Source organism: Flavobacterium sp. 21.1 (assembly GCF_057801535.1).
This window is the reverse complement of record NZ_JBYNXA010000001.1, coordinates 96,895-120,991: the sequence shown is the minus strand read 5'-3', so window position 1 is coordinate 120,991 and position 24,097 is coordinate 96,895. Positions and strand designations below refer to the sequence as shown.

Here is a 24,097-nt window from a genome sequence, read left to right as displayed (position 1 = left end):
GGTTTTAGGTTTAAATTTTGTAATTTGTGAACGATTCATATAATTAAAGCATGTCAATAACACCATTTTCCAAACAACAACTACTTCCTCAGGAAGAAAAGTTAGAGATAGAAAAGCACAAAAGTGCTCTTTTTATCGGAATACCTAAAGAAACTTCCTATCAGGAGCGTCGCATCTGCCTTACTCCTGACGCGGTGAATTCTTTGACCTCACACGGCCATAGGGTATTAATGGAATCTGGTGCAGGTTCGCATTCAAGTTTTTCAGATAAAGAATACAGCGATGCAGGAGCCGAAATAACAAGCGATACCAAAAAGGTTTTCAGTTGCCCCATGATTCTCAAAGTGGAACCGCCTACCCTTCAGGAAATCGAAATGATGAATCCACAAACCTTCTTAATTTCCGCAATTCAGTTAAAAACACAGAAAAAAGCATATTTTGAAGCTTTGGCTACCAAAAGAATTACAGCGCTTGCTTTTGAATTTATAAAAGATGAAGACGGATCCTACCCTGCTGTAAAATCACTTAGTGAAATTGCCGGTACTGCTTCGGTGCTGATTGCGGCGGAGTTAATGATCAGTCAGTCCGTTGGAAAAGGACTTTTAATGGGTAACATTACGGGAGTAAGACCAACAGAAGTTGTTATTTTAGGAGCCGGAACTGTTGCGGAATATGCTGCCAGAACCGCAATAGGATTGGGAGCAACAGTAAAAGTATTTGATAATTCCATTACGAAATTACGCCGATTACAGAATATGTTGAACCAGCGTATTTTCACTTCTACCATACAGGAAAAATCATTGTTAAAAGCATTACGCCGATGTGATGTAGCCATTGGAGCCATGCGCGGAAAAAACCGAACTCCTGTCGTTGTGACCGAAACAATGGTGGAACACATGAAAAAAGGTGCTGTGATTGTTGACGTAAGTATCGATACAGGAGGATGTTTTGAAACTTCAGAAATCACTACCCATGAAAAACCGACTTTCATCAAAAGCAATGTAATCCATTATTGCGTACCGAATATTCCTTCCCGCTATTCTAAAACCGCTTCAATGTCCATAAGTAACATTATTACGCCTTCCTTGTTAAAAATAGCTGATGATGGTGGTTTGGAAAGCGCAATTCGTTGTGACAGAGGTTTGAAAAACGGAGTTTATTTCTATCACGGAATCTTAACCAACAAATCCATTGCCGACTGGTTTAATATTTCCTACCGTGATATAAACCTGATTGTATTTTAGTTGGTAATAGCAGATTCTTTGTTTACTTTTGCCGTAAATATTTTACAATGAAATTTGTACATCGTTTAGCGTATTATCTTTTCGGACTGCTATTAGGCGGTATGTTCTTAATGTTCTTCTTCCAAAAAAAGAAAACAGAGTTTTGTTATATGCCCAATTGCAGAGTTTTGAAAGACCTAAGAAGCAAGCCTATTTCCTATTCAAAAGAAGCTGAAGCTAAAATCAATGAAAAATGGGTTACCGTGGAAGATATCAAAAAATGTCTTCAGGATGGTGATGTGGATTTTGATAAAAGCAACAAACCTTACGAGCAAGGCAAGTTATATATTATTGAAGGGAAAAATGCTAAAAATGAAGCCATTACTGTTGAAATGGTTAATTTCAGCGAAAGAGTTCTGTTGAAAGACGTAAAAAAACAGTAAAATATCTTGTGTAATCAAAATCCTGATGTATATTTGCAACGCAATCAGGTTCACTTGAAAGCACTAATATAGGGCGATTAGCTCAGCTGGTTCAGAGCACCTCGTTTACACCGAGGGGGTCGGGGGTTCGAACCCCTCATCGCCCACTTATTAAATCCCGCAGGAATGTGGGATTTTTTTATACGCCAAATTTATTATATATGCCATATACTGTTTATATTTTACACAGTTCTACAAAGGATAGGTTTTACATTGGATATACATCCAATTTAGAAGAACGAATTATACGTCACAATCAAAAAAGCAAAGGTTTTACTGGTACTGTAAATGATTGGAAAATTGTTTATATTGAAAATTACGACAGTAAAGAACAAGCTCAACAAAGAGAATTACAAATTAAATCATGGAAAAGCAAGGCTAAAATCCAGGAATTAATTGTCAAAAAAGCCTAGCTCAGCTGGTTCAGAGCATCCCGATTCTATCGGGAGCGGTCGGGGGTTCGAACCCCTTTCCGATATTCGGAACAGGCAATCGCCCACAAAATTAAAGCACTTCTTTTGAAGTGCTTTTTTTATACCATCTTCTCAAAAGTTTCATTATTACAAAAAAACTATACTGAACTTTTAATTCAGTGTCAAAAATATTTATCCTGAGTACTGTAAATAGATATGTAAATATGTGTATTACTCACAAATAGTAGTCTTTTTACTTCTATTTAAAAATGAAATAATTCGTATTCAAAAAGCAAATACAAAAATACAACAAAGTGGTTATCAGTAAGTTGTATATTTTTAAATAAAGAAAATCGTAACTTTATATGGCTTATCATTTAAATTGTGGAGTCATGAAAAAGTATTTACTTTTCTTAATCATATCCTTCTTTGCTATTTACTGTTATTCACAACCTCCCATTAGTTGGCAGAAATCTTTAGGGGGCACAGGCATCGATATAATGAATTCAGTACAACAAACATCAGACGGTGGATATATACTGGCAGGATATTCTAATTCAAATAATGGTGATGTTACCGGAAATCATGGAGGTGCTGATTATTGGGTAGTTAAACTTAGCGCGACGGGACTCATCCAATGGCAGAAATCTTTAGGAGGAACCGGTGAAGATATGGCAGATTCAATAATACAAACTACTGATGGTGGCTATATAATTGCAGGGACTTCTAATTCGAATAATGGTCAGGTTTCAGGAAATCATGGGGATTCTGATTGTTGGATAGTGAAACTAACCGGTTTCGGCACTATTCAATGGCAGAAATCTTTTGGAGGCACGCTTACAGATATGGCCAGTTCGATAGTGCAAACGTCTGACGGCGGCTATGTTATTGCAGGACAATCCAGGTCAAATAATGGTGATGTAAGCGGAAATTACGGGGGGTATGATTATCTGATACTTAAACTGACCAATTCAGGTGCTATCGAATGGAAAAAATCTTTAGGAGGAACTCTTAATGACTATGCATGCTCCATTCAACAAACTACTGACGGAGGATATATAATCGCAGGAGATAGTAATTCGAATGATAAAGACGTTTCCGGGCATCATGGCTATTATGATATATGGGCAGTTAAACTAAGCAGCACAGGGCTTCTTGTGTGGCAGCGATCTTTAGGAGGAAGCAGTGCGGACGCGACATATTCAATTCTGCAAACTTCCGATGGAGGTTACATAGTTGCAGGATACTCAAACTCAAATGATGGCGATATCATCGGAAATCACGGTGATTTTGATTATTGGATTGTGAAGCTCTCCAGTACAGGAATTATCAATTGGAAAAAATCTATAGGTGGAACAAATCTTGATCAGGCCTATTCCATACAACAAACTTACGATGGAGGATATATAGTTGGAGGATTTTCTAATTCAAATGATGGTGATGTTAGTGGAAATCATGGTGGTTATGATTATTGGGTAGTTAAGTTGACAAATACAGGAGATATCCAATGGCAGAAATCCTTGGGAGGTACCGGAATTGATAAAATAACATTAATTAAACAAACTACCGATGCCGGATATATAATTGCCGGATACTCTGATTCGATTAATAATGATGTTACAGGAAATCACGGTGATTTTGATTTTTGGATCGTTAAAATAAGTAGCATATTAAACACAACCGAATCAGTTCAGGAAAATTTATTCAGTGTTTATCCGAACCCTGCAAGCAATGAAATTCATATAAATATGTTGGAAAATAATTTTGGTTTACCCTACACTATTTATGATCAGGCCGGAAGATTGATTCTAAGCGGAAAACTAAACGACCATGATTCAACCATTAGAATCCATAATCTCTCAAAAGGCACATATATTCTGAGCGTTGGCAACAAAATCAAAACAAATAAGAAGATTATTAAAGAATAGATGTTCTAACCCTAAAAAAAGATTTTTTAAATTCTGTGTATTGAAAATTCTTAATAACTACGGCAAAAAGTACTAAATCCTATATAAATATCGTTATAATCAAAAAGGCATTATGAAACTTAATCTTCCGCTTTTTTCGGCCATAAACAGCTTTTTAGTAGCTCAGTTTCTTTTCTTTATCGATGAAGGTTACTACGATTTCCGATGGATGAAAGATTTAGGGAATTGGATTGTATTTGTTGTGTACTTTTTCGTGCTTTTCGGAATGCTTTTACTATTGAATTCACTTCTGGAAAAAGTAAAAGTCAACCGGATTTATCAGACAGCAATCGACTTAATTGCCTTTCCGATAGCTTTGATATTTCTGCGCTGGATATAAAAAAACAAACCCCGAAATACTTTGGGTTTTACTATGATTACAAGCTATTAGTGTAAATTTCTTCTTCTTCCCTCCTACAGAAATATTTTCATGACGTCGCGGATCAAATATCGCATATCTCCACAGACCTTTTCTGATGGTATTTATTTGCCATGGTGATAATAATCCTATAAGAAAACGAACAATATTTCACGCATCAATAAGTTGTTAGTCAATTAGTTACAATTATTTTAGTAAATAAAATCGTAACTTTATTATGCTAAACGTAAAGGATTAAAATCATGAAAAAATATACACTTTTCTTTATAGTTTTCCTGCTGTTTGCTTATGGTTATGGGCAGAATTTCGAGAAATTTTTAGGGGGTTCACAAGAAGAAATAATATACTGCGCCCAACAAACTACCGATGGCGGATATATATGTGCCGGAACTTCAGTTTCTAATGACGGCGATCTGAGCGGGAATTTTTGCTCTATGTTAATTCGTGGTGTTTGGATCGTTAAACTAAGTCAAAACGGAATCATCGAATGGCAGAAATGTTTGGGAGCAAATAGTATAGCATATTCAATTCAACAAGCAGGTGATGGCGGCTATACAGTTGCAGGAACCAGTTTTTTTTTAGAAGGAGATGCAACTGGAAATCATGGAGGTTCGGATTTTTATATTGCTAAACTGGATTCCGCAGGAAACATCCTTTGGCAGAAATCATTGGGAGGACATAACAACGAGTACTCTTTTTCGATACGCCGAACCAAAGACGGGGGCTATATAATCGCAGGCGAAACTAATTCCAATGATAGTGAGGTGCCCGGAAATCATGGCTTTGATGATTTTTGGATTGTTAAACTCTCCAATACGGGAAAAATCCAATGGCAAAAATGTTTAGGGGGGGCAGGTTACGATGGGGCATATTCAGTTGAACAAACTACTGATGGAGGTTATATAATAGCGGGAGTATCTGGTTCCAACGATGGCGACGTTAGCGCAAATCATGGAAGTAGTGATATATGGATCGTAAAGTTGAATAAGAAGGGAAACATCCAATGGGAAAAATCGTTGGGAGGATCGGGCTACGATGGAGCTTTTTCAATCCAGCAAACGCACGGGGGCTATATAATAGCAGGATTTTCAGATTCAAGTGACGGTGATGTGAGCGGTAATCATGGAAATTACGATATGTGGATTGTTAAAATCTCCAATTCAGGAAAAATCCAGTGGCAAAAATGTTTAGGAGGCACTCGTACAGAAATTGCAAGATCTATTCGACAAACTACAGATGGCGGTTATATTATTGCAGGCAATACTTCGAGCGCTTCTCCATATATAGCTTCCGATTTATTGCTGATAAAACTATCTAAATCAGGAAATGTACAGCAAGAGCAAACCTTTGGTACTGCCGCTGGTTATGATTTTGCGCATTCAATGGACGTTACGGCCGATGGAGGTTGTATAATTGCAGGAGTCTCCAGTTCAACGTATGAAAATGGTACCGGAACTCATGGAGGATGGGACGGTTGGATACTTAAATTGGGCACAATAGAAAGCAGATTAAATACAACACAATCCTTTACTGAAAAATCCATCCCGGATAGTTCGATCAGTATTTATCCCAACCCGGCAAGCAACGAAATCAAGGTAAATACAGTAGAAAACATGCGGGATCTGCCTTACATGGTCTATGACCAATCGGGTAAATTGGTGTTGAGTGGCAAACTCAATGAAAATCAGACGATCATAACAATCAGTAATTTTTCTAAAGGGATTTATATATTGAGTATAGGGGGCAACAATAAAATCAACAGAAAAATTATAAAGGAATAGTACTCATTTAAAAAACAGATAGCTTTTCACCAGCTGCATAAAAGACTCTACCACCAAAAAGTTTGTAAAAATAAAATGAAAGAGGCTGTTTCAAATCGAACAGCCTCTTTTAATTTCTTATAACTTTCTTCTTTTCTTTTCAGTTTCCAGAAGCATCAATTCTCTTCCGGTTTGTCCGGCCACTGAAGTATTTTCCTGAGCTCTGCGGATCAAATACGGCATGACGTCACGTACAGGCCCGAAAGGAAGGTATTTAGCCACATTGTATCCTTTTTCAGCTAAATTGTAGCTAATATTATCGCTCATCCCATATAACTGACCAAACCATACACGATTATCACTTTTTGATATCCCCCTCTGCTCCATCATTTCCATCAATTTGTACGAACTCAATTCGTTATGTGTTCCTGCGAAAATTGCCATAGTTTGGATATTGTCCATCATATAAGCAATACACTGATCATAATTATCGTCTGTTGCCTGTTTTGAAGGACAAATAGGATTTTTGTATCCTTTTGCTTGGGCTTTCTCGGCTTCTTTTTCCATATAAGCGCCGCGAACCACTTTCATTCCAATATGAAATCCTTCAGATTTTGACTGTTCATGAAGTCTTTTCAGATAATCCAAACGATCCCAACGGTACATTTGAAGCGTATTAAAAATCAAAGCTTTTTCTTTATTGTACTTGCGCATCATTTCTGTAACCAAATCATCAGCAGCATCCTGCATCCAACTTTCTTCTGCATCAATCAGCAACATTACATCTTTTTCATAAGCTGTTTTACAGATCGTTTCGACACGCGATACTACTTTGTTCCATTCTGCTTTTTCGGCATCGGTAAGCTCCTTCTTCTCTCCTACTTTCTCATAAAGATCGATGCGTCCCACTCCTGTAGGTTTAAATACGGCAAAAGGAATGGCATCTTTGGCTTTTGCAAATTCAATGGTTTTTAAGGTCATGTGTAAAGCAGCATCAAACTGAGCTTCTTCTTCTTTTCCTTCCACGGAATAATCCAAAACCGAAGACACTTTTTTAGTATACATTTTGTCGACCACTTTTAAGCAGTCTTCTTCACTAATGCCACCACAAAAATGATCAAAAACAGTACTGCGGATTAATCCTTCTACCGGAAGATGAAAATTTAAAGCAAAATTAGTTAGTGAAGTCCCTATTTTTACCAATGATGGATTTCCAATCATTTTAAAAAGAAAATGTGCTCTGTTTAATTCATTGTTGCTTTTCAGGGCAAAAGCAACCTCTGTATTATTGAATATTTTTTCCATTGTATTTTTATAAATCGGTTTACAAATATACACAGGGTTTGAGAATAATTGATAAAAATTGCCTTATTTTGCTTCATTATTAACAACTCTTTAAAAAAATGCAGACAATAAACGCAAACGGATATTCGGTCTTTTTTAATGATTTAATTTACAACTATTTAAGTTCAATTTTGGACAAAGACGTTTATTCCAAACTGTTTATTGTTGTTGATAGTAAAACCAGTGAATATTGTCTTCCAAATTTCATTGCTAATCTTGCTACGGAAGTTCCTATCGAAATTATCGAATTTGAATCCGGTGAACAGTTTAAAAACATTGAGACCTGTTTTGAAATCTGGTCAGCCTTAACTGAACTTGGTGCAGACCGAAAAAGCATCTTAATTAACTTGGGTGGCGGCGTTGTTACCGATTTAGGCGGATTTGTAGCTTCCACATTCAAAAGAGGTATTGAATATATTAATGTCCCCACTACTCTTTTGTCAATGGTTGATGCATCTATAGGCGGTAAAAACGGAGTCGATTTAGGTAGTCTTAAGAACCAAATCGGAACTATTACTAATCCTAAAGCCGTTTTGATCGACACAGGATTCTTATCGACCTTACCACAAAACGAAATGCGCTCCGGTTTGGCAGAAATGCTAAAACACGGATTGATTCAGGATAAAATTTATTGGACGAAATTTAAAAATTTAAGTGGTTTAAGTACAGATGATTTAGATGTTTTAATTCACGAATCAGTTCAGATAAAAAATAACATTGTTACACAGGATCCTACTGAAAACGGAATCCGAAAAGCCTTAAATTTTGGTCACACTTTAGGGCATGCCATCGAAAGTTATTTGCTGGAAAATGAAGAAAAAACTGCGTTACTTCACGGAGAAGCCATTGCTGTGGGAATGATTCTCGAGAGTTATATTTCAATGGAAAAATCATTGATTTCAAATGAAGAATACGCGGAAATTAAATCCGTAATCAGTGCTATTTTCGGTTTGGTTGAATTCTCCCAAAATGACATCGATGAGATCATAAAACTACTGATACACGATAAGAAAAATGAGTTCGGAAAAGTGCAATTTGCCCTTTTAAACGGAATCGGTGATATAAAAATCAATGAATCCGCTTCAAATGAGCTGATTTTTAAGGCTTTTGAAGATTATAAGTGCTAATCTTTTTTTATAAAATTCTTTTTTTAATCGCTGTAATATTTTTTTACATTTGTGCCAATGAAAAAAACACAGAATACACAATTTCGTACAGATAATAATAGCAGGCAAAACAGACTACTGTTGCGTTTGCAGCGGATTGTGTTTTCAGTGAAGAGTATTCAGAATTTTGATGTTTTTGAATTTGCTAACCCACTACATGATGAACTTCAGATAGTATATGCAAATATTAGAGTTTGAAAAGCAAGTTGTTTTAAATAAAAAATAGTAATTTTATAATCTAACAACTTATTATTCAAATGAATACAAAATATTTTGACTTAATCAATCAAACATTCTATTTTCCTCAGGAAGAATTCACTCTAAATAAAGACAATCTTCAGTTTCATGGCATCGACTTAATGAAATTGGTTGAGCAATACGGTACTCCTTTAAAATTCACTTATTTACCGAAAATTTCCCAGAACATTAACAAGGCCAAAATGTGGTTCCGAAATGCGATGGAGAAACATAATTATGAGGCAAAGTACTTTTACTGCTACTGTACCAAAAGTTCTCATTTTGAGTTTATTTTAAATGAAGCTTTAAAAAATAACATCCACATTGAAACTTCTTCTGCATTTGATATTGATATCGTAGAGCGATTGATGGAAGAAGGAAAAATAAACAAGAATACATTTGTTGTCTGCAACGGTTTCAAACGCGACCAGTATGTTATTAATATTGCACGTTTAATCAATAACGGACACAGAAATACAATCCCTGTAATCGATAATTTTGAAGAATTAGATTTGTTACAGGAGCAAATTGAAGGAAAATTCAAAATCGGAATTCGTATTGCCGCGGAAGAAGAGCCTAAATTTGAGTTCTATACTTCACGTTTAGGAATCGGATATAAAGACATCGTTCCTTTTTACCGTAAACAAATCCAGGACAATAAAAAAGTTGAGCTTAAGATGCTTCACTTCTTTATTAATGCCGGTATTCGTGATACAGCTTACTATTGGAACGAGCTTTTAAAGTGTATGAAAGTTTACATTGCACTGAAAAAAGAATGCCCTACCCTTGACAGTTTGAACATTGGAGGCGGATTCCCTATAAAAAGTTCATTAGCATTTGAATACGATTACCAGTACATGGTGGACGAAATTCTGAACCAGATTAAAATTGCGTGTGACGAAGCAGAAGTTCCGGTTCCACATATTTTTACAGAATTCGGTTCGTTCACAGTTGGTGAATCAGGTGGTGCTTTATATCAGGTTTTATACCAGAAGAAACAAAATGACCGTGAAAACTGGAACATGATCGATTCTTCTTTCATCACTACTTTACCGGATACCTGGGCAATCAACAAGCGATTTGTGATGCTGGCTGTTAACCGTTGGAATGACACTTATGAGCGCGTTCTTTTAGGTGGTTTGACCTGCGATGGTGATGATTATTACAATTCCGAACAACACATGAATGCCGTTTATCTTCCAAAATACAACAAAGAAAAACCGTTATACATCGGTTTCTTTAATACGGGAGCTTATCAGGAGACGATTGGCGGTTTCGGAGGTTTAAGTCATTGCATTTTACCCCAGCCGAAACACATTCTTATCGATAAGGATAAAAACGGAATCTTCGCCACTGAAGTTTTTTCAGAGCAACAAAGAGTTGAAGAAGTTTTAGAGATTTTAGGATACAACAAGAAAAAATAATTTCATAATAGAAACAAAAATGAGTAAAGGACCAATCAGTCAGTTTATTGAAAAACATTACCTTCATTTTAATGCTGCTGCACTTGTAGATGCTGCGAAAGGATATGAAGAACATTTATTAGATAACGGAAAAATGATGATTACGCTTGCAGGTGCGATGAGTACTGCCGAGCTTGGAAAATCATTAGCCGAAATGATTCGTCAGGACAAAGTACATATCATTTCATGTACGGGTGCAAATCTTGAAGAGGATATTATGAACCTTGTTGCTCATAATTCATATAAAAGAGTTCCAAACTACCGCGATTTGAGTCCGCAGGAAGAATGGGATCTATTGGAAAACCACTACAACCGTGTAACTGACACTTGTATTCCTGAGGAAGAAGCATTCCGTCGTTTACAACAACATTTATTTGATATCTGGAATAATGCTGATTCAAAAGGAGAAAGATATTTTCCACATGAATTCATGTATCAGATGATCAATTCAGGTGTATTGGAGCAATATTATGAAATCGATCCTAAAGATTCATGGATGGTAGCAGCAGCTGAGAAAAATTTACCAATTGTAGTTCCGGGATGGGAAGACAGTACAATGGGTAATATTTTTGCCTCTTACTGCATTAAAGGCGAGTTCAAAGCTACAACCATGAAAAGTGGTGTGGAATACATGATGTGGTTAGCAGATTGGTATACTAAAAACTGTGAAGGAAAAGGAATTGGTTTCTTCCAGATCGGTGGTGGTATTGCCGGTGACTTCCCTATTTGTGTGGTTCCGATGTTATATCAGGATATGGAAATGCATGACGTTCCTTTCTGGAGCTATTTCTGCCAGATCTCTGATTCAACAACAAGTTATGGTTCTTACTCGGGAGCGGTTCCTAATGAGAAAATCACTTGGGGTAAATTAGACATAACTACACCTAAATTCATTGTGGAATCAGATGCAACAATCGTGGCACCACTAATGTTTGCTTACGTTTTAGGGTGGTAATTTTTTGAAAAAAAAAAGAAACTTTTTATTTGAAAAATAGAATTTAGGTTATTACATTTGACCACATACAAAGATTAAAACACAACGAATGAAAAGAGTAATTGTAGATTACGCTAAGTTAACAAATGAGATCTTAACCTTATTGGTTGAGAAGTTTCCTGACGGATATGACGATTCTGACATTGTCCGTTTTAAAAATGCTAAAAATGAGACAATTGAAGCAGTAGAAGTACGTACAGAAGATACTATCTACTTAGTAAAGGTGAGCATGAAATTAGCAGATAGAATCGAGAATTATGATGACGAAGATGATGATATCGATACAGGAGAAGATTCATTGGATGCGTTGAAAGAGTTGGATATCGAAGACAATTCAGACGACGAAGAAGAACAAAAAGATGAACCGGTTGACGAAGAAGAAGATACCGATGAAGATTAAATAAAAAAAGGAACTCGAATTGAGTTCCTTTTTTGTTTACTATAAATAACGTTCTTTAAAAACATTTACGTGATGGTTTTGATGTCCGATAATAACAAAACCTGCTGCCCTAACCGACATTGGGTTATTAGAAGCAATTCCCTTTTTAAGCAAATCTTCTACAGTAAAACTTTTGAATAGCGCAATTGTTGCGTGACGGACAGCTGTAAATTCAGTGAGCAGGTCTTTTAAATGGCGCCTGTTTGCAATTGGATTAACTACCTCTGCAAACTTATTTTCATCAAAGCTCGGCAATGGCGTTGCATCGTTTCTTGAAAAGCGCAATGCACGGTAAGCAAAGACGCGTTCCGCATCAATTATATGCTGAATAATTTCTTTAATTGTCCATTTTCCCTCGGCATAGCGATAATCGAATTTATCCATTGGAATATCCTGAATAAAGTGAATCGTTTTATGCAGACTGATTTCCAATTCGTCTAACAAATCAGAATCTTGTCCTACCGCTTCAATATACGGTTGGTAGTGAGGAGCGTATTCGTCCGGTGTAAGTTGTTTCGGGCTCATGTATCAGAATTAAGTTAGGAGTAAATTTAAAATAAAAAACCCGAAGCGCTAACTTCGGGTTCTTATTTTTTACGGATTACATATCTTTAAAAATCGTATGCATCAAACGTTTTTTGTCATTAATGCTTTCTTCAAGAGAAATCATCGTTTCTGTTCTGTACACGCCGTCGATATCATCGATCATGTAAATTACTTCTTTAGCATGTTTAGTATCTCTGGCTCTGATCTTACAGAAAATATTAAATTTTCCTGTAGTAACATGAGCAACGGTAACAAACGGAATTTCATTGATTCGCTCTAATACAAATTTAGTTTGCGAAGTATTGTGAAGAAAAACACCCACATAAGCAATAAAAGAGTATCCAAGCTTTTCATAGTCCAATGTTAAAGAAGATCCCTGAATAATTCCCGCATCCTCCATTTTTTTAACACGTACGTGAACTGTACCCGCAGAAATCAACAATTTTTTTGCGATATCTGTAAAAGGAACTCTCGTGTTATCAATTAACATATCTAATATCTGATGATCTACTTCATCTAAACGAAACTTGCTCATAATAAGATTTATCTATTTGTTTTAAAAAGTCAAAATTAAGAATAAAAAATTAATTTTTTAGCAATAAAACTTTTAATTTTTTATTTTTTCAGCAATCCATTAACAATTTTATTGTCGATTCCTACAATAAAATTAGCTTCTGAATCCAACTTTGGTGAAATATCCTTTTGATTTTCAAATAATTGATTTTGGAAATCAAAAGTATAATGCCCGAAATTCTCATCCAACCCGTCTATTTGTCTGATTGTTGCTTTAAAAACAATAGTTTCATCTAAAAGGATTTCGTTGTAATGGGCTGCAAAATTAATACTTTTTTCAAGATTATCAAGTATTACTTTGACATTTTTATAAATAAAGTCATAAAAAATAGCTTTATTTTGAGGAATATTGAAATATTCTATTGTTTTATTAATAAGAATATCTTTTTCAGAAATTGCCTGTAAACCCGATAAATAGGATATAAAGATCATTTTTCGGGTCACCTCGCGCTGGTAATCGTCTTTAAAATGGCCTGCTTCAAATAAAATAGTTGGGACGCCTAAATATTGGAACATATCTCCAATACAATTGATATTGAACGAGTCATCGAAACGTCCTACCTGATTTGGAATGTGCTTTTGCAATTCCTCATTCATCGAAGCAATGATGTTTATTGCTTTTTGTCGCACATCATTTACTTCCCGCTGCTCATTATAAGAAGGCGCTAAAAAAGAAACCGTGGCGGGATTACTGGTATTTCCTGCTGCAAATATCGTACGTTGATCGTGCAGATTGAAACAAAAATCCGGCTGAAAACTCTCAAATAGCTGTCTAAGTAGTTTGCTTTCCGGTTGTGTCAGATCTTTTGAATCTCGATTTAAATCTATTTCATTGGCATTTACACGAGTATACGCCTCTGCTCCATCGGGATTTAATATTGGTATACATAAAAAGGTAAAAGTTCTTTTTAGATTTTGAGCAAGATCCGAATCAGAATTAAGCAGGTTTAAAAAATCAAACAACGCTTTAGTGGTCGTCGATTCGTTTCCGTGCATTTGCGACCACATATAAATTTTGATTTTACCGGTTCCAACTTTAACAGTATAGATCGGTTTTTCTTTAACTGATTTTCCTGCGATCGAAACTTCGAAATCCCGTGTCAGTTTTTCCAATAATGGTTTGATGTGCTTGTTGGTAACGTATCTACCAAAAAGATTTTGTTCTTTAAAAGTGTCAAATAAAATAGTGAAATCCATGGCTTACTTTTCGATTTACAAAAGTAAACATCTTATTTTTTACAATTGTAAACATAAAAAAACTGCGATTAATTTACAATTATAAACAGTCAAAGTAAAAGAACTTGACCGTTAGTAATAGAAGTATATTTAAAGAAACCGATTTGTTAAATAACAAATTAAAGTTATTTATTATCAAGTATTTGCATGCATCTATTTAAAGTTATTTAATAACAGAATAAGTGTTTTAACAATTGTAATTTTGGCAGATTGAAACCAATTGTTTACATTTGTAACTCTGCGGATAAATAATTAAAATTTACAATGGTAAACACTGATGATTTTGTAAAAAGACTTGAAACGGTACTGGATTATTATGGTTTATCCGCTTCCGGATTTGCTGATAAAATTGGTGTGCAACGTTCGAGTTTATCTCACCTACTCTCCGGTCGGAACAAACCTAGCCTTGATTTTATTATGAAAATAATTCAGGTTTTTCCTGAAGTGGATTTGTATTGGATTCTAAATGGAAAAGGAAATTTCCCTAAAAATGAATTCGAAGAGAAAATCATCAGAACGGAAACTCCAGCCACGCCATCTACCCTATTTTCAGAAAACCGATCCGAAGAAGTAAAAAATGAAATGAAACCCGATTTGTTTTCTGCTGAACCAGACATCGAAAAAAATCGCGTATTTGAAAATAAAAATAATTTTTTCTCAAATACGCGAAATTTGGATCTAGCACAAAACGATCAGGAAATTGACCGGATTGTGGTCTTTTACAAAAACGGAACTTTTAAAAGTTATATGCCTGAATAATTAGGCTTCCGGTTCAAAACTGTTTTGGGGTACCTTTCCTACTGCTCCTTTAAAATTACTTTGCAGAATTTTAAAATCGGCGTCCTTGTTACCGGTTGGCTGGAACGGTTCCAAAATTCGGACTTCCTTTTTACCCCAGTCAAAAGCTACCGGTACTATCGGAACATTTGCTTTTAAGGCTATGTAGTAAAAACCCGTTTTCCATTCGGTTACTTTCTTTCTTGTGCCTTCCGGAGCAATTGCTAATCTGAAAATTTCAGAACTCTCAAAGATTTCTGCAATAGCATCTACTTTATTTTCGGTTTTTTGTCTATCCAATGGAGCTCCGCCCATCCATCGGAAATAAGCTCCAAACGGAAAACGAAACAATTCTTTTTTGGCAACAAAGTTAATGTCTATTTGCAAAATCCCTCTTGTGAAAAGTCCGACGTAAAAGTCGTGCCAGCTGGTATGCGGCACTACTATCAGTACACATTTCTTAGCATTGGGCGGAATGATTCCTGTGATTTTCCATCCCATCAATCTGAAGAATATAAACTTGTAAAGAATTTGCTTCATTGAAAATAATTTGGTCCAAAAATAGCATTATATTTACGAATAGAAATGCGAAGCCTGATGATTAAAAAGATTCTGAGTTATTTTATACCTATAAATATATACCGAAAAAATTCCGAAATCAATAAAACACTTGAAGTAACCTGGACAAATGGTGAGTTAGTGCTCGATTCCAAAAACACCAATTATTCTTATGGGAGTTTGCAGCGTATCCTCAGAAAAGGGTTGCTTTTTATAGGTTTTGATCGTGTCCAAAAATTTGAGAACGTTCTGGTACTAGGTGTTGCAGCTGGCAGCGTGATCAAAACGCTTGTCGATGAAATTAAATTTAAAGGAAAAATTATTGGAGTTGAACTGGATCCGAACGTCCTTGAAATAGGCAATACTTTTTTTGGTCTGGATCAGATTCCGAATTTGAAAATTTTTAATGAAGATGCTTTTGAATTTGTACTGAAATCCAAAGACAAATACGACCTGATCATCATTGATATCTTTCAGGATACAAAAATGCCTAACTTTTTATTTGAGAGTTTTTTTATTGACAGAGTCAATTTCTTATTGAATGTCAATGGTTTCATCTTATTCAATACCATGACACTGAATAAAAAAGACAAGGAGCGAAATATCACTTACCGTACCCGATTTAATGAAGATTATTCGGTGAGAATGTACCCAAAAGTGGAAGATCACAACGAATTGTTTACCATTAAAAAACTCAGGTAATTGTAGTTATAGCGGTAATCTAAAACCGAAAACTTCCAAGTCGCCTTGTTTGAAATCCAGGTCTTCGGAACGCTTAAATCCTAAACCTTCATACATTTTCCATGCTGGTTTCATAGCGTTGGTCGTGTGGATTATCATTTGTTTTTGGTTCTGATTTTTTGCTTTATCCAAACAGGCTAAGGTCAGTAGTTTACCGATTCCTTTCCCTCTTGTAGTATTATCCACAGCCAGAAGTCGGAATCCCGCAGCATTTTTTTCCGCAGTTGCAGTCCCGCCGGAACCGTAATATTGCATATCTCCGAAATACACAACTGCGCCGGCAATACTTTCGTCTGATGAAACCGCTACCAAAATTTCAGTATCAGGTTTGCTTGTCAATTGACCGACATTCGCAAGAAACTCATAATATTTTGGTTGTTCATCTGGCTTTGGAAATCCTTCTAAAGAAGCATACACCTGAACCATCAGTTTACCAATAGATTCAAACTCCACAGGTCTGGCGTTTCGGATGCTGTATTCCGTATTACTCATAATTATACAAGTTTACGTGCTTTTTCAAGGTCTTCCAGCGTATCGATACCAATACTTCCGTGATCGGTTTCCACCATTCGGATTCGTTTACCATATTCCAGATAACGTAGTTGTTCCAGTTTTTCAGACGCTTCCAAAGACAACATCGGCAGTCGATAAAAATCCATTAAAGCTTCTTTTCGGAAAGCATAAATCCCGATGTGTTTCATATAGCGAACGCCTGCATTTTCCTCCCTTGGGTAAGGAATCACCGAACGTGAAAAATACAATGCAAATCCTTGTTGATCAACGATAACTTTTACATTATTAGGATTTTCAATTTCTGATTTATCCGTAATCTGAAACATAAGTGAAGCTAAATCCACTTTCTTTTCAAAATCACTTTTGAAGATTTCGATAACCTGTTCCAATGGTTTTTTGTTGATGAAAGGCTCATCGCCCTGAACATTGATCACAATGTCAACATCCATATTTTCAACGGCTTCCGCAATTCTGTCGCTTCCGGATTCGTGTTCCTTACTACTCATAATCGCTTTTCCTCCGTTATTCACAATTTCATTGTAAATCAAATCGGAATCGGTAACCACAAAAACATCATCAAATAATCTGGTTTCCAACGCAGCTTCATAGGTTCTCAAAATCACGGTTTTGCCTCCCAGATCCTGCATCAGTTTGGCAGGAAAACGGGTTGAAGCATATCGGGCTGGAATTACGGCTATTATTTTCATTTTCTAAAGTAGCTAAGTTGCAAAGTGGCTAAGTTACTGAGTTTTTTTAAAAAAAGTAACTGAGTGGCTAAGTTGCTAAGGTTCTGAGTCTTTCTTGTTTCTTGTTTCTTGACTCTATTTTCTAATCTTCAAAACAATCATCCTTAAAACCAATAAGATACAATTTGTCTTTCGCACGTGTAACGGCTGTGTATAGCCAACGAATATAATCCCTGTCAATGCCATCCGGTAAATACGGTTGTTCTATAAATACTGTATTCCACTGCCCTCCCTGCGATTTATGACATGTAATGGTGTATGAGAATTTCACCTGAAGCGCATTAAAATACTCGTTGTTTTTTATCTTCTGCAACATACGGTATTTACTGGTTTCATCCTCGTAATCCATCATTACTTCCTGATAAAGTCTGTTCGATTCTTCATAAGTTAAGGAGGGAGATTCACTGGTCAAAGTATCCAGAATCAAAACCGTTTCCAGCGGAATTTGGTCCGGATAATCAATCATTCTGATCTTTACTTTGGCAAATCTAAAACCGTACAATTCTACAAAACGGAAGATTTCCAATACCTCGATGATGTCACCATTAGCAATAAAATCTACCTGATCATTATCTTTCAGCCAGAAATAATTGTTTTTTACCACCATCAGAAAATCTCCCGCCGAAAGTTCACTTTCCTTGTCCAGAATTTTAAGTCGGATCTGCTGATTATACTGATTAGCACGTTTGTTCGAACGCACAATAAAACAAGTGTCTTCTATGCTGTAATTGGAGTATGCGTGATGGATAGCATCCTGAATATCATAGCCGTCAGTCAGTCGGATTACATCTTTAAAACCACGTAACTGAAACTGAAATGTGTCAATAAACTGTGATTTCAATACCTCACGCAATTCGGTTGCATTGTATAAAATACCCGATTTTTCAGACTGACGCATTACTTCATCCAATTCAATATGCGGTACTTCCATGTTGTAATTCATGGATAGTTTGTTGATGTCGAGCGCCGGACTCACATCCATTCCAACCGGAGGAAGCTGAGCAGTATCCCCTACTAAAATCATCTTGCAGTTATGGCCCGAATAAATGTACATTATCAGATCGTCCAGCAAGGAACCATTCTCGTACATGCTTGATTCAGTTGGCGAATCCGAAATCATCGATGCCTCATCCACAATAAAAATCGCATTTTTGAATTTATTGGGTTGCATCGTAAAAGTCACTCCGCCTCCACTCTTTTTCGGAAAATAAATGCGTTTGTGGATGGTATGCGCCGGTTTTTCAGAATAATTGGCGATTACTTTTGCTGCTCTACCAGTCGGGGCCAACAAAACATACTTTTTATTGATTTCTTTCAGCTGGTTTACAATGGTGGAAATCACCGTTGTCTTTCCTGTACCTGCATATCCTTTCAATACAAAAATCTCATCCTGATTCTCATTCGTAGCAAACGTAGCGATCTGCTGAAAAAAGATATCCTGCTTTGCTGTCGTTTGAAAAGGGAAATTTTGTTTGAGTAAGGAATAAAATTTGGCTGAAATCATTTGGTTCTTTTCACACCTATATAATGTGATGTGCCAAAGATAACAATGAATTTATAGTCAATCTTGGTTTCCGCATGAAAAAAAATGTAAATTTGCGCTAATCGGATCAAACGTATGACTACAGCTACAATCGCTTCCAAAAATTACAAAAAATTAGCACTTCAGGTTGCTTTAAACGGGCTTTCCTATTGTGTTTTTGATACTTTAAACGGAAGTGTACTCGACATACAGGAAGTGAAATTCAATTACACGCAATCGCTGGAGGACCAGTTATGGCGCACTTTTGTGGATTTTTCCAAGTTGACGAAACCTTACGACGAGATTGTAGTTTTGCACGACAACAGTTTCAGTACGTTTGTGCCAAAGCCTCTTTTTGACGAGGAATGCTTGGGCAGCTATCTTCAGTACAACACCAAGGTTTTTGAATCGGACTTTTTTGCTTATGACGAAATGGATACCTATGAAATGAACAATGTGCATGTTCCTTTTGTAAACGTAAACAACTTTCTGATTGATCAGTTTGGTTCGTTTGACTATAAAAACGTTAATACGGTTTTGGTTTCCAGATTGTTGGAATTATCAAAAAACAAAGAAGAAAGACAGGTTTATATTCATTTGCAGGAAACTCATTTTGAAATTGTTATCACGCATAACCTGAAGTTACTGTTGTATAATTCTTTCGAATATAAAACCCCGGAAGACTTTGTGTACTACCTGCTTTTTACTTTAGAACAAATGCAACTTAATCCTGAAACTGTTTCGGTATTTTTATTAGGTAAGATTTCAGAAGACAATCCTTGTTATGAAATCGCTTACCGATATATCCGTACTATTTCATTATTAGACGTTTCGAACTTAACAAACAATTACTCGCTGTCTCAACAGGACGCATTACAACATTATATTCTGCTTAATTCATGAGAATAATTTCCGGAAAATATAAAGGAAGACGCATCAGTCCGCCAAAAAACCTGCCTGTTCGTCCTACTACGGATATGTCGAAAGAAGCCTTGTTCAATATTCTGAATAACTATTTCAATTTCACCGAATTAAAAGTGTTGGATCTGTTTGCCGGGACCGGAAATATCAGTTATGAATTTGCTTCACGGGGTTGCGAGCCAATTACCAGTGTTGACGCAGATATGGGATGTATCAGCTTTATAAAAAAAACAGCGCAGGAATTCGAATTCGATATCACGGCCATTAAAAGCGATGTGTTTAAATTTCTGGAAAAAAGCAAAGCGAGTTACGATATCATTTTTGCCGATCCGCCCTACGGAATGGAGCAAAAGGAATTTGAAAAAATAATCGAATTAGTCTTCGAAAACGAACTTTTGGAAGAAGACGGAATGATGATTGTAGAACATTCCAAACATTCGAAACTGGATCATATGAAAAACCACGCTTTTGACCGAAATTATGGTGGTTCTGTATTCTCTTTCTTCGAATATGAACAAAACGAGGAAGAAATTGATGAGGAAGACGAAGATGATGAGTTTGAGAGTTGAGTAACTGAGTGACTACGTTTCTTAGTTCTTATATCAGTTATCAAGTGACAAAATAAAATTCTTTTACTTAGTTACTTAGTAACTGAAAAAAAGCAGACCTGTAAGCCGGATTCTGTATTCCGATAAATCGGAACCCTTATCATTTATCTAGCCCCGACATTGCTATCGAGATCAAGCTGCCTACCCTTCAGCATCGAACGAGCCGCTCTTATTCCGGAAAACCGGAAACTGCTGATATACTTGGCATTTCACCGCATAGAGTTTACCTGGTTTCACTACAGCATTACCTGTACATACTTTCTGTTGCACTTGTCCTCATCTTTCAATGGACGGGCGTTACCCGCTATGCTGCTCTATGGTGTCCGGACTTTCCTCCCTTCCGATTATTCATCGGAACGACGATAAGGCGGTCTGCGGTGCAAACTTACGATAAATAATCATCTGTTGATAGATTTTACAGAAGTACTTTAACATTAATTTCTAAAAGAATTGCATATAAAAATCGTACATTTAATCTTCATTACTAAGAAGCTAATTGTTCCAATATCATGGCACATACTTATAATTATGCAAGCGCTTCCACGGCTTTAAAAGAACTCAAAGAGCTCGGGTTTGACATTGATTTTAACATTCATAACAGTGAATTCAGAACCCATCCGCATGATTTTGAGATAGTGCATATTTATCGGTATGAGGGTGACTCAAATCCGGATGATGAAGCTACTGTATATGGAATAATATCCAAATCAGGCAAAAAAGGTGTTTTTGTATCTGGTTTTGCAGCAAATTCCGAATGTGATGCAGCTCGTTTCTTAATTGGCCTTTCCATTAAATCAAGAAAAGGACTTTAATGCCGGGAAGTTTGAATATAAATGACTTTTTGTATTCAAATTGATTAATAGTAATCATAAATTACACCCTGTAAAATGTTTAACTAAAATAGTTTGATTATGGCTCATACATATCATTACGCAACCGTGTCCGAAGCTTTGGATGAATTAAATGAAAATGGTTTTACCCACGATTTTAATAAGGACGAAAAGGATATCGTAGCACATCCCGAATATTATGAAATTGTTCATATTTATCGCTACGAAGGTGATTCAGATCCGGATGATGAAGCTACCGTCTATGGAATAAAATCCGTTAAAAACGGAAAAAAAGGAGTCTTTGTGGCAGGTTTTGCTGCGAATTCTGAAAACGATGCTGCCCGTATCCTTAGTAATCTGTCAATAAAAGCCAGAAAGGAAACAGGGAAATAAAAAGTATTCCCGATGAATCGGTTACAAGCGAAACTGGAGAAAATTGGCAGTGACCTGAAAAGCACTGCTAAATCAGTCGGTTTACGATATTCGCCCAATTCCGAAAAGGGTTTTTATCGAATCCGGAATAAAAATCATTTTTCATATCGTGATGAGAATAAGAAAGTAGTACGAGACAAAGAAATTTTGGATCGGATAAAAAGTCTTGTAATCCCTCCGGCCTGGGAAAATGTGTGGATTTCGCCATTTGACAACGGTCACCTGCAAGCCACCGGAAATGATGTGAAAGGCCGAAAACAATACCGCTATCATCCCTATTGGAGTAAAATCAGAAATCAATCAAAGTTTTACAGGTTGCGAAATTTTGCTTTGGCTTTGCCTGTCATTCGTAAAACCATTGATGCCGACTTAAATAAAAAAGGACTGCCTTATGAAAAGATCCTTGCTTTAGTGGTAAAACTCATTGAAATGACAAACATCCGGGTTGGCAATGATGCTTATAAAAAAATGTATGGTTCCTTCGGACTGACAACGCTTCAGGACAAACATGTGAAATTTGACAAGCAGCAACATCTTTATTTTGAATTTGTGGGAAAGAAAGGTATTAAGCATAAAATCAGGCTTCAAAGCAGAAAATTAGCTAATCTGGTTAAGAAATGTAAAGAAATACCGGGACAGGATTTATTTCAGTATTATGATCATGAGGGAAATAAAAGAGTTGTAGGTTCATCGGACATCAATAATTATCTCAGGGAAATTTCAGGTGAAGATTTTACAACAAAAGATTTCAGGGTTTGGGCTGGAAGTGTAAATGCATTATGCCTGTTTCTTGAAGCTGAAGTTCCTGAAAACCAATCACAATCGAATAAAAAAGTCATTGAAGTATTAAACAATGTTGCTTCGAAGTTAGGCAATACACGAGCGGTTTGCAAAAAATATTACGTTCATCCTACTGTAATCGCAGCCTATGAAAGAGGCTCGATCTGGAACTACAAACCCAGAAAAACAAAAGGAAGATTAACACCTGAAGAAAAAGCGCTGGTTAAATTATTAGAGAAGGAAACAATTGCTGAAGTAGTTGGCTAATTGTTGATAAAATCTCCAAAAACCGGCAATCTTTCATCCTTCAAATTTTCCATTATTTAAATTAAAAACTATATTTGCTATCCAATAAAACCCTATGGAACAATTTATAGTATCAGCCCGTAAATACAGACCCCAAACGTTTAAAGACGTAGTTGGACAACAGGCTATTACCAATACTTTGCTTAATGCCATAGAAAACAATCACCTGGCTCAGGCTCTACTTTTTACAGGCCCACGTGGTGTTGGAAAAACGACTTGCGCGCGTATTCTTGCCCGTAAAATCAATCAGGAAGGTTATGATGATCCGTATGAAGATTTTGCATTCAACGTATTTGAATTGGATGCTGCTTCAAACAACTCGGTTGATGATATCCGAAATCTGATCGATCAGGTTCGTATCCCGCCACAAACAGGAAAATTCAAAGTGTATATCATTGACGAGGTGCATATGTTGTCTCAGGCTGCTTTCAATGCCTTTCTTAAAACATTGGAAGAACCGCCACGTCATGCTATTTTCATTTTAGCTACTACTGAGAAACACAAGATCATACCGACGATTTTATCCCGTTGTCAGATATTTGATTTCAAACGAATTACCGTTAAAGATGCTAAAGAACATTTGGCTGAAGTAGCGGCAAGTCAGAATATTATTTTCGAAGACGACGCTTTACACATTATTGCGCAAAAAGCAGATGGTGCAATGCGTGATGCTTTATCGATTTTCGACCGTGTCGTTTCCTTCTGTGGAAGTAATCTTACACGTCAGGCGGTAACTGAGAATTTGAACGTACTTGATTTTGAATATTATATCAGAGTAACCGATTTGATTCTGGAGAATAAAATTCCGGAATTGTTATTGGCTTACAATGATATATTGGCGAAAGGTTTTGACGGACATCATTTTGTAGCTGGTTTAGCTTCTCATTTCAGGGATTTATGGGTTTGTAAAAATCCGGCGACTTTGATTTTACTGGAAGCTGGCGAACATGCACAGAATTTGTACCGTGAGCAATCCCAAAAAGCCTCACAGGAATTCCTTTTACAGGGAATTGAAATCGCCAATGATTGTGATTTAAAGTACAAAGCGTCACAAAACCAACGTCTTTTGGTTGAACTTTGCCTAATGCAGCTTGCCTCTATCACTTTTGATGGAGAAAAAAAAAAGCTGAGTCCTTTATAA

26 protein-coding genes, 1 tRNA gene and 1 other RNA gene are annotated in these 24,097 nt (G+C 36.3%); 19 read left to right on the top strand and 9 right to left on the bottom strand.

What is annotated here, in order from left to right; translation table 11 throughout:
• Positions 1-50 precede the first annotated feature (50 nt).
• The 7 genes from AC3E9U_RS00515 to AC3E9U_RS00485 all read left to right on the top strand — a co-directional run bounded on the left by AC3E9U_RS00515 (position 51) and on the right by AC3E9U_RS00485 (position 6,245).
• Positions 51-1,244, top strand: a complete 1,194-nt coding sequence (locus AC3E9U_RS00515; protein WP_488744948.1) for an alanine dehydrogenase — start codon at positions 51-53, stop codon at positions 1,242-1,244.
• A 47-nt stretch (positions 1,245-1,291) separates the two neighbouring features.
• On the top strand, positions 1,292-1,666 hold the full coding sequence (locus AC3E9U_RS00510) for a DUF4258 domain-containing protein (RefSeq protein ID WP_488744947.1): 375 nt from the start codon (positions 1,292-1,294) through the stop codon (positions 1,664-1,666).
• Between the two features lie 71 nt (positions 1,667-1,737).
• A tRNA-Val gene (locus AC3E9U_RS00505) sits at positions 1,738-1,812 on the top strand.
• Positions 1,813-1,866: 54 nt separating this feature from the next.
• Entirely contained in the window at positions 1,867-2,118 is a 252-nt protein-coding gene (locus AC3E9U_RS00500; protein WP_488744946.1) for a GIY-YIG nuclease family protein, read from the top strand.
• Between the two features lie 392 nt (positions 2,119-2,510).
• Positions 2,511-4,046: a T9SS type A sorting domain-containing protein gene (locus AC3E9U_RS00495; protein WP_488744945.1), complete on the top strand. Its 1,536-nt coding sequence runs from the start codon at positions 2,511-2,513 to the stop codon at positions 4,044-4,046.
• A gap of 112 nt (positions 4,047-4,158) precedes the next feature.
• Positions 4,159-4,425 carry a hypothetical protein gene (locus AC3E9U_RS00490; protein ID WP_488744944.1) on the top strand — a complete coding sequence of 89 codons (267 nt, stop codon included), beginning with the start codon at positions 4,159-4,161 and terminating at the stop codon, positions 4,423-4,425.
• A 281-nt stretch (positions 4,426-4,706) separates the two neighbouring features.
• The gene (locus AC3E9U_RS00485; RefSeq protein WP_488744943.1) at positions 4,707-6,245 is read left to right on the top strand and encodes a T9SS type A sorting domain-containing protein; all 1,539 of its coding nucleotides are present in this window, start codon (positions 4,707-4,709) and stop codon (positions 6,243-6,245) included.
• A 117-nt stretch (positions 6,246-6,362) separates the two neighbouring features.
• Here the strand turns inward: AC3E9U_RS00485 and AC3E9U_RS00480 are convergent, their stop codons facing one another.
• Positions 6,363-7,529 (bottom strand): proline dehydrogenase family protein, encoded by a 1,167-nt coding sequence (locus tag AC3E9U_RS00480; protein WP_488744942.1) that lies wholly within the window; start codon positions 7,527-7,529, stop codon positions 6,363-6,365.
• A gap of 98 nt (positions 7,530-7,627) precedes the next feature.
• Between AC3E9U_RS00480 and aroB the strand changes: the two genes are divergently transcribed.
• The 4 genes from aroB (at position 7,628) to AC3E9U_RS00460 (ending at position 11,828) form a co-directional block, all read left to right on the top strand.
• Entirely contained in the window at positions 7,628-8,695 is a 1,068-nt protein-coding gene (aroB, locus tag AC3E9U_RS00475) for a 3-dehydroquinate synthase (RefSeq protein ID WP_488744941.1), read from the top strand.
• Positions 8,696-8,991: 296 nt separating this feature from the next.
• A complete protein-coding gene (locus tag AC3E9U_RS00470) occupies positions 8,992-10,395 on the top strand; it encodes an arginine decarboxylase (RefSeq protein ID WP_488744940.1) in 1,404 nt (467 codons plus the stop codon).
• Between the two features lie 19 nt (positions 10,396-10,414).
• Entirely contained in the window at positions 10,415-11,389 is a 975-nt protein-coding gene (locus AC3E9U_RS00465) for a deoxyhypusine synthase family protein (RefSeq protein ID WP_488744939.1), read from the top strand.
• An 88-nt stretch (positions 11,390-11,477) separates the two neighbouring features.
• The gene (locus AC3E9U_RS00460; protein ID WP_488744938.1) at positions 11,478-11,828 is read left to right on the top strand and encodes a hypothetical protein; all 351 of its coding nucleotides are present in this window, start codon (positions 11,478-11,480) and stop codon (positions 11,826-11,828) included.
• 39 nt (positions 11,829-11,867) lie between these two features.
• On the opposite strand, the gene AC3E9U_RS00455 is transcribed toward AC3E9U_RS00460, so the two are convergent.
• From AC3E9U_RS00455 to AC3E9U_RS00445, 3 genes are all read right to left on the bottom strand, one after another.
• Complete coding sequence (locus AC3E9U_RS00455) at positions 11,868-12,392, bottom strand: DinB family protein (RefSeq protein ID WP_488744937.1); 525 nt, start codon at positions 12,390-12,392, stop codon at positions 11,868-11,870.
• A gap of 76 nt (positions 12,393-12,468) precedes the next feature.
• Positions 12,469-12,948: an Lrp/AsnC family transcriptional regulator gene (locus AC3E9U_RS00450; RefSeq protein WP_023576701.1), complete on the bottom strand. Its 480-nt coding sequence runs from the start codon at positions 12,946-12,948 to the stop codon at positions 12,469-12,471.
• Between the two features lie 80 nt (positions 12,949-13,028).
• On the bottom strand, positions 13,029-14,183 hold the full coding sequence (locus AC3E9U_RS00445) for a M14 family metallopeptidase (RefSeq protein WP_488744936.1): 1,155 nt from the start codon (positions 14,181-14,183) through the stop codon (positions 13,029-13,031).
• 303 nt (positions 14,184-14,486) lie between these two features.
• On the opposite strand from AC3E9U_RS00445, the gene AC3E9U_RS00440 reads away from it, so the two are divergent.
• Positions 14,487-14,981 (top strand): helix-turn-helix domain-containing protein, encoded by a 495-nt coding sequence (locus tag AC3E9U_RS00440; RefSeq protein ID WP_488744935.1) that lies wholly within the window; start codon positions 14,487-14,489, stop codon positions 14,979-14,981.
• Here the strand turns inward: AC3E9U_RS00440 and AC3E9U_RS00435 are convergent, their stop codons facing one another.
• Positions 14,982-15,539, bottom strand: a complete 558-nt coding sequence (locus AC3E9U_RS00435) for a 1-acyl-sn-glycerol-3-phosphate acyltransferase (protein WP_488744934.1) — start codon at positions 15,537-15,539, stop codon at positions 14,982-14,984.
• Between the two features lie 57 nt (positions 15,540-15,596).
• Between AC3E9U_RS00435 and AC3E9U_RS00430 the strand changes: the two genes are divergently transcribed.
• A complete protein-coding gene (locus tag AC3E9U_RS00430) occupies positions 15,597-16,259 on the top strand; it encodes a spermidine synthase (RefSeq protein ID WP_488744933.1) in 663 nt (220 codons plus the stop codon).
• Positions 16,260-16,265: 6 nt separating this feature from the next.
• Here the strand turns inward: AC3E9U_RS00430 and AC3E9U_RS00425 are convergent, their stop codons facing one another.
• The 3 genes from AC3E9U_RS00425 to AC3E9U_RS00415 all read right to left on the bottom strand — a co-directional run bounded on the left by AC3E9U_RS00425 (position 16,266) and on the right by AC3E9U_RS00415 (position 19,061).
• A complete protein-coding gene (locus AC3E9U_RS00425) occupies positions 16,266-16,790 on the bottom strand; it encodes a GNAT family N-acetyltransferase (RefSeq protein ID WP_488744932.1) in 525 nt (174 codons plus the stop codon).
• A gap of 2 nt (positions 16,791-16,792) precedes the next feature.
• A complete protein-coding gene (gene kdsB, locus AC3E9U_RS00420; protein ID WP_488744931.1) occupies positions 16,793-17,518 on the bottom strand; it encodes a 3-deoxy-manno-octulosonate cytidylyltransferase in 726 nt (241 codons plus the stop codon).
• Positions 17,519-17,639: 121 nt separating this feature from the next.
• Complete coding sequence (locus AC3E9U_RS00415; protein WP_488744930.1) at positions 17,640-19,061, bottom strand: ATP-dependent DNA helicase; 1,422 nt, start codon at positions 19,059-19,061, stop codon at positions 17,640-17,642.
• A 114-nt stretch (positions 19,062-19,175) separates the two neighbouring features.
• Here AC3E9U_RS00415 and AC3E9U_RS00410 point away from each other — a divergent pair, with 114 nt between their 5' ends.
• A complete protein-coding gene (locus tag AC3E9U_RS00410) occupies positions 19,176-19,982 on the top strand; it encodes a DUF3822 family protein (RefSeq protein ID WP_488744929.1) in 807 nt (268 codons plus the stop codon).
• Positions 19,979-20,569, top strand: a complete 591-nt coding sequence (gene rsmD / locus AC3E9U_RS00405; RefSeq protein ID WP_488744928.1) for a 16S rRNA (guanine(966)-N(2))-methyltransferase RsmD — start codon at positions 19,979-19,981, stop codon at positions 20,567-20,569. The genes AC3E9U_RS00410 and rsmD overlap by 4 nt, the downstream gene beginning before the upstream one ends.
• Positions 20,570-20,654: 85 nt before the next feature.
• On the opposite strand, the gene rnpB is transcribed toward rsmD, so the two are convergent.
• Positions 20,655-20,987: RNase P RNA component class A (gene rnpB, locus AC3E9U_RS00400), an RNA gene on the bottom strand.
• A 130-nt stretch (positions 20,988-21,117) separates the two neighbouring features.
• Between rnpB and AC3E9U_RS00395 the strand changes: the two genes are divergently transcribed.
• From AC3E9U_RS00395 to dnaX, 4 genes are all read left to right on the top strand, one after another.
• Positions 21,118-21,420 (top strand): hypothetical protein, encoded by a 303-nt coding sequence (locus tag AC3E9U_RS00395; protein ID WP_488744927.1) that lies wholly within the window; start codon positions 21,118-21,120, stop codon positions 21,418-21,420.
• Positions 21,421-21,519: 99 nt separating this feature from the next.
• Positions 21,520-21,831, top strand: coding sequence for a hypothetical protein (locus AC3E9U_RS00390; protein ID WP_488744926.1), 312 nt, complete (start codon positions 21,520-21,522; stop codon positions 21,829-21,831).
• Between the two features lie 12 nt (positions 21,832-21,843).
• The gene (locus AC3E9U_RS00385; protein ID WP_488744925.1) at positions 21,844-22,917 is read left to right on the top strand and encodes a DNA topoisomerase IB; all 1,074 of its coding nucleotides are present in this window, start codon (positions 21,844-21,846) and stop codon (positions 22,915-22,917) included.
• 94 nt (positions 22,918-23,011) lie between these two features.
• The gene (gene dnaX / locus AC3E9U_RS00380) at positions 23,012-24,097 is read left to right on the top strand and encodes a DNA polymerase III subunit gamma/tau (RefSeq protein WP_488744924.1); all 1,086 of its coding nucleotides are present in this window, start codon (positions 23,012-23,014) and stop codon (positions 24,095-24,097) included.